This window comes from uncultured Paraglaciecola sp., assembly GCF_913058035.1.
Classification (GTDB): Bacteria; Pseudomonadota; Gammaproteobacteria; order Enterobacterales; family Alteromonadaceae; genus Paraglaciecola.
In genome coordinates, this window is sequence record NZ_CAJXPA010000141.1 from 1 (window position 1) to 11,725 (window position 11,725).

Sequence of the window (11,725 nt, forward strand, 5' to 3'; positions counted from 1 at the left end):
GAATATTAGTGAGTAATTCTTGGTACAACTTCATCTTAGTAGCAAAGTAGTTATGTATGTTTGCGCGAGAGATGTTTGCTCTTTCGGCTTTGCGCTTGATTGACGTACCTTTAAAACCGAAGGTAACAAATTCTTTTTTAGTCACATTGAGGATAAATGCTTTATTCTTTTTATGAGTAACACTCACCTCAAATTTTAATTACCAAAAATCATTTGGCATTGTTTAGTGTTGCATAGCATGAGTTAGTGTTAACCGGCTCAACTTTGCTTTAACTTATTTCGCATTTTATGTAACAAGGGTTCAGTATAACCACTAGGCTGGGTTTTACCTTTAAAAATGAGATCAACCGCAGCCTGAAAAGCTAAACTTCCCTCAAAATTTGGCGCCATGGCGACATAAGATTGGTCTTTTTCATTTTGAGAATCAACAACAGCCGCCATACGTTTAAGCGTTTGCATAACTTGCTCAGTACTCAATAAACCATGATGCAACCAATTACAGATGTGTTGACTTGATATACGTAAAGTCGCTCTGTCTTCCATACGTCCTACATTATTAATGTCAGGTACTTTTGAACACCCGACACCTTGATTAACCCATCGCACAACATACCCTAATAACCCTTGAACATTATTATCCAATTCGTCTTGGCACTCTTGCTCAGACAAATCAGCAACATTGTTCAGTATCGGAATGCTTAACAATGTATTAAGTTGCCCCCTATCTTGAATCAAACTAGCTTGTTGCGATTCAGCCTCGGTCAACATTTGCTGTTGCACCTGTGAAACATCAACTTTATGGTAATGCATCACATGTAATGTAGCTGCTGTTGGTGAAGGTACCCATGCACATGAAGCACCGGATTTTGGATGACCTATCTTGGTCTGTAGCATTGCAGCCATTTCATCAGGCGTAGCCCACATGCCTTTGCCGATTTGCGCTTTACCTCTAAAACCGGTTTGTAGACCTACCATCACATTTCTATTTTCGTAGGATGAGATCCATTTTTCATTTTTCATAAATTCTTTACGAACCATCGGCCCAGCTAACATGCTGGTATGAATTTCATCGCCAGTTCTATCTAAAAAACCAGTATTAATAAATGCTACACGAGTGCTTGCGGCTCGAATACATTCCTTTAAATTGACTGAAGTTCTGCGTTCTTCATCCATAATACCCATCTTGATGGTATTTTTGTTTAGGCCTAAGATACTTTCTACACGATTGAACAAATCGTCGGTAAATTGCACTTCGTCGGGTCCATGCATTTTAGGTTTAACAATATAAATGCTCCCATGTTTTGAATTCACAAACTTAGACGTACCATTTAAGTCGTGAACCGCAATCAATGAAGTTATCAATGCATCCAAAATACCCTCGGGTACTTCTTCATTGTTTGCCGTTAATATGGCGTCGCTTGTCATTAAGTGACCCACATTACGAATAAATAGCAAGCTTCGTCCCGGTAAACTGATAGGCTCACCAGCAGCAGAACTGTAAGTTCTATCTGGATTCAGAGTCCTTTTTGTTTGTTTACCTCCTTTATAGATGGTTTCAGCTAGATCACCTTTCATTAACCCTAACCAATTAGCATAAACGGCGGTCTTATCGGCTGCATCGACTGCTGCTATCGAATCTTCACAATCTTGAATGGTGCTCAATGCAGATTCTAAAACCACATCTTTCACTCCAGCCGCATCTGTTTGGCCAATTAAATTGTTTTTATCCATTTGGATTTCAATATGTAATCCATTATTGATACATAAAATAGCGTTTGGATTTTCTGGCGTTCCATTAAATCCGACAAACTGAGTCATGTCTTTTAAGTTAACCAAGCTACCTGTATTGAGTTCGATACTAAGCTGTTGGTTGTCAATTTTATATTTGACAACATTATGATGACTGCCTTGGGTTAATGGTAATGAATCATCTAAAAAATCACGTACAAACATCTGTACTTTTTGACCACGAATAGGATCGTACCCAGTGGGTAGATTTGAACCAAAATTTTCATTAGGCTCATCAACAATTACATCAGAGCCATAAAGTGCATCATACAAACTGCCCCATCTAGCGTTGGCAGCATTCAACGCAAACCTGGCGTTCATCAATGGCACAACTAACTGCGGTCCTGCAATTAATGCCACTTCAGCATCCACGTTTTCAGTGGTAATTTGAAAATCACTTTGTTCAGGTACCAAATAGCCAATCTCAGTTAGAAATTGTTGATATTTTTGCTGTGAAAATGCGTTATTCAAATTATCTAAATGCCAAGCATCGATTTTTGATTGCAGCGTTTCTCGCGTTGCTAACAGTGCTTTATTTCTAGGAATAAATTCATCAAAAACGTTAGCAACGTTTCGCCAAAAGTCTTGTTGATTGACTTGTAAACCCGGAAGTACTTCGCGGTTGACTAAGTTGTAAAGACAATCGGCAATTTTATAACCATGTTCATTGATTCGTTTATTCATTTTGTACCCTAAATTAATTCAAATTGCCCATTAAATATAAAGACCAGTCGTGGCCTTATTCATTTATTATTAATGCCTATACTCAACTTCAGCTTTGGGCTATGACAAGTGCTCCGTCTAACTTAATCGTATCGCAGTTATTTCCAACCCCACCTCGGTCTACCACTATAAAATCACTGACTTGATGTAACGCAAGACAGTAGTGATGCCAAGTGCCTTTATGATAATTCACCCCTTGATTTGATGAAGCCAAAAACACTTCAATTTTTGAAATATCCAGTTCACCCCTAGGCGCAACCACTACTAAAAAGGGCTGTTGCCCCATAGGAATAAATGCTTGGCTAGATAATGGGTGACGTTCCATCATCTTAATACTGACTGGCTGCTCAAGTGGTGTTGAACGAAAAATATTAATCAAGGTGCGACCGTTTTCCTGCGTCACGTCAACTTCGGCTAAATCATGATAACGCTGAGTGAAACCATCATTAATGCTGAAGTTTTTGGCATTGTCGTTGACTTCAATCACATCACCAAACGGTGCAAAATTTTCACGGGTTAGTGCTTTAGGTGTTATTTGTTTATTATCTTTCATCAAGTGACTATCCTAATTGCAATTTAGTTATTAACCGTTACTTTCGCTTACCGAATACACGCATTCTAGAAATACCGCCATCTGGATATATACTTAATTTAACGTGGGTAAATTGTTGTAATCTGTCAGCGACTATTTCATTAATGAATAGATGCTCGCGGTGCGCATATAAAGTGGTTTGAGGAATAATAGGTTGCCAATCTAGCTCAGCATTGGCATCGTTAAAATCGTCACTACTGGTATTAATTCCTTCTAGCGTAAAAGTGTCTGGGAAGTTACCTTTGAAGTGACAAGTATCAACTACGACTTTTTCAACATTGCCCTGTGTAGCTAATTTAACAATTGACCAATCTGGACCAGGGTCACGACGTCGTTTTGTTTCCCATCCGTCTCCCATGTCTTTACCACGCCCGGGCATGATTAAATTGTTTTTATCGCTAAAAAACATATCACTCACTAACAATGCTTTTGCACCATTTTTAATAGATGCTAAATCTATTAATTCACCTTCAACAAAATCATTCCAGTTAACATCAGCATCACCGTAGACTCGAAACCTCGCTATTCCACCATCTGGAAACATATTCAGTCTTACATGAGTCCATGGCTGTGTATTGACAATTTCGAAGATGTTTTGACTATGGGCAGCAACATCGCTTTTATCTAAAACAGTATGCCAGACTGAACTTTCATCTGGCTGCCCTGCACTCGTACATGCTTCAACCGAAACAGTTTGTGGCGCATTGCCACGAAAATAATTAGTATCGATATCAAACCCGCGGATAACACCACTGATGCCCAGACGAATAATACACCAATCAAACTCACGGCCATTATCTCTACCGTAACTGCGGCGAGACTCCCAACCGTCCATCCATTTTCCACGTTGTGTATATTTATCATCAATAAAAGTACCACGACCAGCTTTAAGTAAGTTTTCCATTTCAGCGAAAAAGTCATCACTGCAAGACAAGGTTTCGCCGCCCACTCGTTCGCTAGCTAAATCGACAAAATAGGTTTTTAACTTTTGCTCAAGCACTGCATTTGAGCCAGTTAGCTCGTTTCGCTGTTGGGTATTTTCAATCATTTAATAGGTCCTGTTTCACCAATTTGATGGTTTTCAATTAAATTTATGTGGATAAGAAGGGAGTGTTGAAACAAGCTTTTAAGAAAACTTGACACTGCTGTCAGGAGATTACTCTAATAGAATAAAAAAGCACTGCATAGGTTGTATGAAAAATATAAAAAGTAATTATTAATTATGTTTTACCAACAACCAATCAACTTGCCCATAGTATCGTTATCTTCTAGGCGTTGATGTGCATTACCAACATCTTTTGCAGCAAATTGAGTATCAATATTAGGAATTAATTTGCGGTCATCAAAATCAGCTAAGCAGGCATGACTAAATTCTTTTATCAGATGGGTTTTATACTGATCATGACGACTTCTTAAAGTTGACGCTTTAATAGTAGCCCTTTTACCCAGCATCATCGCCATGTCTAATGTATCCGCATAACGACCTGACAACATGGCCAAATATATCAGGTTACCATCAACATTCAGCAGCTTTAGGTTTCGATTAAGGTAATCACCCGCAACGAAATCAATAATTAAATCACAACCTTGCCAATGTTTGGGTATTTCAACCGCAAAATCTTGTTGTTTATAATTGATAACTAAATCTGCACCAAGCTGTTTACACAAATCCAACTTCACCTGACTTGAGGCTGTTATTGCCACTGAACAACCATGTCTTTTAGCTAACTGAATAGCAGCAAGGCCAACTCCGCTTGCGCCTGCGTGGATTAATACGTGCTGATTTGATTGTAAATCATTTTCGATAAACAGTGTTTGGTATGCCGTCAGAAAACATTCAGCTATACCTGCCGCTTGAGGCATATCCATGTTTTTAGGAACTAACATTAGATGTTGGCTGTGCACGGCTACATATTCGGCATACCCACCTCCTGCCACTAAACCAAATACATTATCGCCGATTTCAAAAGCTTGGGGACTTATTTGTTGAGAGTGAACTTGCACTACTTCACCGCTCATTTCCAAACCTAAAATATCACTTTCACCTGCTGGCGCAGGATATTTACCTTGCCTTTGTAAAGTATCGGCTCGGTTCAAACCAAAACACGCCACCTTTACAAGAACCTGTCCAGATGACAACGTCGGGATATCAGTATGAGCAACTTTTAATGAGTCAGGCGCGCAACCATTTTCGTGTTTTATAAACTGCATGGGGTTTTTCATAATCTAAAATCTTTTTTTGGATTGGAAATTCTGTTTAGCAAAACCTTACCCTCATGTATGATTGTGTCAAATTATTTATAAAAGTTATCCTATGTCATCTAGCGTCATTTTGCAGCCCGGTCGAGAAAAATCTTTATTACGTAAACATCCTTGGATTTTTTCTCGTGCTATAGAAAAAACCATAGGCAGAATTAACATGGGAGACACCGTTGATGTGATGTCCCATGATGGGAGCTTTTTAGGCCGTGGAGCTTGGTCTCCCGAGTCGCAAATTCAAATTCGGATTTGGACGTTTGAAAAAGATGAAAGTATCGATAATGGCTTCTTTCAAAGACGTATAGCGACGGCTCAAGCCTCAAGAGAAGATTTAATCAAACGACATGGATTAACAGGTTATCGACTTATTGCAGCAGAATCGGACGGACTCCCTGGTGTTACCATTGATAGATATGCAGATGTATTGGTGTGTCAGTTATTATCTGCTGGAGCTGAAAAACACCGTGATAAAATAGTATGGGCATTAAAAAAAGAATTTCCAGAGTGTTCTATTTATGAACGTAGTGATGTGGCAATTCGAAAAAAAGAAGGTCTAGAACAGATTACTCAGGTATTGCATGGTGATGTACCTGAAGAAGTAGTGATTGAAGAGAATGGCATAAAAATTATCGTTAACGTCAAAGTAGGACATAAAACCGGGTTTTATCTGGATCAAAGAGACAACCGTGCCATTGCGGCAAAATATGTCAAAGACAAAACCTTACTTAATTGTTTTTGCTATACCGGTACCTTTGGCAGTTATGCATTGGCTAGCGGCGCTAAGTCTGTAACTAGTATAGATGTATCAGACTTAGCGTTAACCACAGCGAAAAGAAATGTTGAAATTAATGATTTAGATACTGATAAATGTGAATTTATAAACGCAGATGTCTTTCAAGCATTACGCGACTTTAAAAAAGCGGAAAGACATTTTGAGCAGATCATCCTAGACCCACCCAAGTTTGTCGATTCTAAAGCATCATTAGTACGTGCTTGTCGCGGTTATAAAGACATTAATATGTTAGCCATGCAAATTATGCAACCGGGTGGTATTTTATGTACGTTTAGTTGTTCAGGCTTATTATCTTTTGATTTATTTCAGAAAGTGGTGGCTGACGCGGCTTTAGATGCTGGCAGAACAGTTCAAATTATAGAAAGATTAGGCCAAGCAGCCGACCACCCTGTTGGGTCGAATTATCCAGAAGGATTTTATTTAAAAGGCTTCGTATGTCGGGTCTTATAAGTTGAACTAAAAACTATGTTTATTAGCTCAACTTATATTCAAAAATGTAAATAAGCGGCTTCGATGTCGCTTATTTCATCTCAAGAATTTCAACACCTACGGTACACGAATTGTCATCAATAGCTTCACAGCGAACCACTTTAGTATCAGCGCTCAGTGAAGGGAATTGTGAGTTGGTTGATTCAATGTAAACATTGATTTTTGTCCCCATCTCAATAGAACTCCCCTCTATTTCAAAAGACATGCCTGTAGCGCTTATGTCCTTGCACACTGCCTGAAGGCTTCGCGAAGATTCATCGTCAAGTATTTTAACTTCACATACAGAATTGACCATCATACGAAAAAAATTGCGTTTATCGTCATAACCTAACATCCGTTACCTCATGTAGTTTTAATAATATCCCTTACTTTATAGGGTGCCGTGAAAACAATGTCAAAGCAAATCATATTGAATCCAAGTGATTCAATATTCGTTTAACAGAAATAGGTGCGGCTGTGCCTAGAAGCTGAGCAAAAAATGAAACCTGTAATTCGTGTAATAACCAGCGAACTTCTTTTAGTTCAGCAGGCACGGGCTGATTTGCGGATATTTTATTACATTTTGCCTGATAGGCTTGTTCAGCCTTCTCTAAGTTAAGTTGATGTAATTTATCTTTAGTAGGATCTATGGCTACTTTTTCTAACCTTTTAGCGATTGCTTTAATATATCGTTGCCAATCAAGTAGTTTATGCGCACCTACATCAGCGACAAAACCTTTATAAACCAGCGAATCGAGCTGAGCTTTGATATGACCATGAGCATATATAAGATTAAGTGGCACACTGCCCTTCATTTTTTTCTTGATGTCATGGGCAACAGTGAGGCCCACCTCGACTTGTTGAGCAATACGTAAAACAGTTTCGTTGATTTCTTGTCTAACAAACTCACAACATCTATCAAAATGATGTTTTTCGCGAATATCACTGTTATTTTGTTGGCAGTATTGGTTGATCAGCTGGTCAACGCCTGCATCAATGCAGTCGTCGATCAAGGCTTTGATTTGTCCAAAAGGATTAAAATATAAACCCAACTTGGCTTTATTGGGCAATTTTTCCTGTAAATATTTTACCGGTGAAGGGATACCCAATATAGTTAATCTCCGTAATCCCAATTTGTGAGATGCTTGAGCGATATGTGGTTGGTCAAATAATTTAACGGCTACCGTGTTACCTTCATTAACCAAAGCTGGGTAGGCCTTCATTTCATAGCCACTAGATTTATTGATAAACTCATTTGGCAAGTTATCGATTTCCCAACTGACCAAACCGGTTTTTTCAAGTTCCGGGGTGGCCACAGCTTGTAAGTTTTGTTTTACTTTGCCTTGTAATTTTTGTTGTAATGCAAATAGATCACGGCCTTGGGCAATAACTTTGGCATCTTGGTCGACAACTTTAATATTAAAAATTAGATGTTGAGGCAATCTGTCTAGTTGCCATTCGCTGGCTTCAGGCTCACGTCCCGTCATACGCTTTAATTTTAAGGACAATGCAGTTAAAAACGCGATAGGGACACCTTGCTTATCAGTTTGTTGCATATCAGCCAAACAAGCATCAGCATAATTGGGAGCAGGCACAAAGTTTCGCCTTAAAGACTTTGGTAACGCTTTTATTAAAGCCACAATAAGTTCATGACGTAGTCCAGGTATAAGCCAATCGAGTCCCACAGGTGTTACTTGATTAAGTAATGCCAATGGCACCATCAAACTCACACCGTCGTCTTCATCCTTCGGGTCAAAATGATAATTTAAACCCAACGTCAGGTTGTGTTGCTTAAAGGTTTCTGGAAATGACAATGCATTAATATGTTGCGTATCTTTCCTTAGCAAGGCCTTAGGGTCAAAATTAAGGAGGTCGGGATTTTCAGTAGTTTGTTTGTTCCACCATTTTTTAAAATTAACCTCAGAGCAAATATGCTTGGGTATCTTTTCACCATAAAAATCGACTAAAGTGCCTTCATCTACTAATAAATCTCGTCTACGGCTCTTTTCTTCAAGGCCTTCAATGTTTTCTATCATTTTTTGATTAAGAGATAAAAAGGAAAAGTTTAATTTAGTCTGCATGTTGACCAAAGCTTCACGGATAAATATTTCTCTGCAAATTTCTGGGTCAATCTGGCTATAGTTTTTTCGTCTTTGATTAATGAGTATCAGACCATACAAACTGACTTTCTCAAATGCTTGCACCACACCTTGTTTCTTTGACCAATGAGGCTCGGAATATTCTGTTTTAGTTAAATGTTGCGCCAGCGGTTCAATCCACTCTGGTTCGATTTTAGCGGCCACTCGACCAAATAAATGAGCTGTTTCAACTAACTCGGCCACCATAGTCCATTTAGGTTGAGATTTAGCTAAACCAGAACCGGGGAAAATCTTAAAACGGCTATTACGGGCACCTAAGTATTCACGTTCTATATCTTTATTACCTAAATGAGATAATAAGCCTGATGCAATAGCTTGGTGAATGGCTTGATACTCAGCCGCTTGCGAAGTGATACCAAAACCTAATTCTGCTACAGATTTTTTAAGTTGGCTGACAATGTCTTGCCACTCACGCATACGCATAAAATTAATAAAATGTTTCTTACACCAATTACGTAATTGACTCGATGATAAAGCTTGTTGTTGTTCTTTGAACCCCTGCCATAGCTGGAAATAGCCAAGAAAGTCAGACTCTTTATTGGTAAAGTCTTCGTGCATTAGGTCTGCTTGTTGTTTTTTGTCTTGAGGGCGCTCTTTAGGATCTTGAATGCTTAAACCTGCAGCAATGATGAGCACTTCACTCAAACAATTTTGTTTGGCTGCCTCCACCACCATGCGTGCATATCTGGGGTCAATGGGCAGTCTGGCTAGTTGTCTGCCTTGATGAGTTAGCCCTTGACGGCCCAGCTTATTATCAATTGCACCTAACTCTTCGAGTAATTTAAAACCGTCATTAATACTTCTGGAATCAGGTGGCTCTACAAAAGGGAAATCATCTACTTTGCCTAACCCTAGGGACATCATTTGCAAAATAACAGAGGCCAAATTAGTGCGTAATATTTCTGGATCTGTAAACACATCTCTAGATAAATAATCTTCTTCAGAGTATAAACGAATACAAATACCATCAGATACACGCCCACAACGCCCTGCCCTCTGGTTAGCTGAGGCTTGTGAAATGGCTTCAATGGGTAAACGTTGCACTTTGCTGCGCACGCTATAGCGAGAAATTCGAGCAGTGCCAGGGTCAATAACGTACTTTATTCCTGGCACAGTCAATGACGTTTCGGCAACATTGGTAGCAAGCACAATTCGCCTAGAAGAATGTGCAGCGAATACTTTGTTTTGCTCGCTGTTACTCAGCCTTGAATACAAAGGCAACACTTCTGTATTTCGATATTGCTGTTTGTTTAGTGCATCTGCGGTATCACGAATTTCTCGTTCTCCACTCAAAAACACTAAAATATCACCACCCGCTTCAGTTAAAAGTTCATTCACCGCTTCGGTAATGGCTTGGATCTGATCATAATCGCTACTTTCGATTTCTCGGTAGCGCATTTCTACAGGATAAGTCCTGCCACTGACTTCTATAACCGGTGCATCGTCAAAATGTTTAGAAAATCTTAATGGGTCAATCGTCGCGGAAGTAATAATAAGTTTAAGTTCTGGGCGTCTTGGCAAAAGTTGCTTAAGATAGCCCAAAATAAAGTCTATATTTAAACTGCGCTCATGCGCCTCATCTATAATAATTGTATCGTATTGACTCAAAAACCTATCTTGTTGAATTTCAGCCAATAAAATACCGTCTGTCATCAATTTGATATACGTACTATCAGACACGTGGTCTGAGAACCTGATTTTAAAACCCACTTGTTGTCCCAGTGGTGTCTTGAGTTCTTCAGCAATTCGGTTAGCTACGGTTCTAGCCGCGAGTCGTCTAGGCTGCGTATGCCCAATCAACCCCCTAATACCCCTGCCTAACTCTAAACATATTTTCGGTATCTGAGTTGTTTTCCCTGAGCCAGTTTCACCTGCGATAATGACGACTTGATTATTGGTAATAGCGTCTGCTATTTCATCTTTCCTTTCAGAAACTGGTAAAGAAGGAAATTCAATTTTTGGACGCTGTGATGCCCTTAAAGTGAAAATTTGAACCGACTTATTGATATCATTTTGCAACTTGCTTAAATAAGTCAATTGTTTATCTGGGGAGATACTAGGATATTTTCGTAAACGGGATATCAACCTAAATTTATCTTTAGACATGCAAGACGCGATATCGGAGGACAATTTTTTTAGGCTAATTTCTGATTGGGTTTGGGCTGACGTCAAATAAAGTGCTCTACTAGTTACATCAATAAATCTGGACTCGATCCTAGAAGATGAACCGAGTAAATACCAGAGTTATTAAATAACAAATACTACTTAACTAGTTCGTAATTTATAACCATCACGCAATTGCAAGTCTATGGCATTCAATAAAGCAGAACGATTGATAGTGCCAAGCAAATAACCATCATCATCAACGATTGGATACACCTTGGGTTTCTCAGACGTCATCCTTTGTGCTAACTCAATGACTGAAGTATAAGGTTTAATTGCCAATACTTCAGTTTTCATTATATCTTTGACATGTGCAACCTGCTCTCTGTAGTAGCTAGATTCAATCATCTGCACCAGACAGTCTTGTTCAGATAAGAATCCTATTACTTTACTGTGAGAGTCAATTACTGGGCCACCTGTTTGTTTGGTTTCTAATAACCGCTCTACCGCTTGTGCCACTGTCATATCGCTAGTGAAGGTAACTGGGCGCCGATTCATATGATCATGGACTTGCAAAGATTCCACTGTAACTCCTTGGTTTAATGATATTTATAATTCTATATCGTTACAGATAAAGATAGACTTAAATAATAACAACACCTAACTATTTCAATAAAGTTGTTAATGAAACAATAATTAATGATATTTTATAATAGTTCAACACTTTTGGCTCTTTGTAGAGGCAAATTCACCTGATTTAATTTACCAAAGCAATTAACAAAAGGCGGTAGCGTGAATTTAGCAAGTATTTACTGGCACGGTTATGGAACACCCCTGTAT

The 11,725-nt window shown here is 38.9% G+C and carries 9 protein-coding genes; 1 reads left to right on the forward strand and 8 read right to left on the reverse strand.

Annotation, left to right across the window (positions count from 1 at the left end; all coding sequences use genetic code 11):
* From QZ562_RS15875 to QZ562_RS15895, 5 genes are all read right to left on the reverse strand, one after another.
* The coding region (locus tag QZ562_RS15875) for a TetR/AcrR family transcriptional regulator (protein ID WP_363315372.1) at positions 1-187 on the reverse strand (187 nt) is incomplete at its 3' end.
* Between the two features lie 71 nt (positions 188-258).
* Complete coding sequence (locus tag QZ562_RS15880; RefSeq protein WP_293762160.1) at positions 259-2,472, reverse strand: malate synthase G; 2,214 nt, start codon at positions 2,470-2,472, stop codon at positions 259-261.
* 88 nt (positions 2,473-2,560) lie between these two features.
* Complete coding sequence (locus tag QZ562_RS15885) at positions 2,561-3,064, reverse strand: ureidoglycolate lyase (RefSeq protein WP_293762163.1); 504 nt, start codon at positions 3,062-3,064, stop codon at positions 2,561-2,563.
* 37 nt (positions 3,065-3,101) lie between these two features.
* Positions 3,102-4,151, reverse strand: a complete 1,050-nt coding sequence (gene alc / locus QZ562_RS15890) for an allantoicase (RefSeq protein ID WP_293762165.1) — start codon at positions 4,149-4,151, stop codon at positions 3,102-3,104.
* Between the two features lie 179 nt (positions 4,152-4,330).
* Positions 4,331-5,326, reverse strand: coding sequence for an NAD(P)H-quinone oxidoreductase (locus QZ562_RS15895; RefSeq protein WP_293762167.1), 996 nt, complete (start codon positions 5,324-5,326; stop codon positions 4,331-4,333).
* Positions 5,327-5,417: 91 nt separating this feature from the next.
* Between QZ562_RS15895 and QZ562_RS15900 the strand changes: the two genes are divergently transcribed.
* The gene (locus QZ562_RS15900) at positions 5,418-6,605 is read left to right on the forward strand and encodes a class I SAM-dependent methyltransferase (protein WP_293762169.1); all 1,188 of its coding nucleotides are present in this window, start codon (positions 5,418-5,420) and stop codon (positions 6,603-6,605) included.
* Positions 6,606-6,675: 70 nt separating this feature from the next.
* Here QZ562_RS15900 and QZ562_RS15905 read toward each other — a convergent pair whose 3' ends face one another.
* The 3 genes from QZ562_RS15905 to QZ562_RS15915 form a co-directional block, all read right to left on the reverse strand.
* Positions 6,676-6,978 carry a PilZ domain-containing protein gene (locus QZ562_RS15905; protein WP_293762172.1) on the reverse strand — a complete coding sequence of 101 codons (303 nt, stop codon included), beginning with the start codon at positions 6,976-6,978 and terminating at the stop codon, positions 6,676-6,678.
* A 70-nt stretch (positions 6,979-7,048) separates the two neighbouring features.
* Positions 7,049-10,954: an ATP-dependent RNA helicase HrpA gene (hrpA, locus tag QZ562_RS15910; protein ID WP_293762174.1), complete on the reverse strand. Its 3,906-nt coding sequence runs from the start codon at positions 10,952-10,954 to the stop codon at positions 7,049-7,051.
* 93 nt (positions 10,955-11,047) lie between these two features.
* The gene (locus QZ562_RS15915; protein WP_293762177.1) at positions 11,048-11,470 is read right to left on the reverse strand and encodes a CBS domain-containing protein; all 423 of its coding nucleotides are present in this window, start codon (positions 11,468-11,470) and stop codon (positions 11,048-11,050) included.
* Between the last annotated feature and the right edge of the window lie 255 nt (positions 11,471-11,725).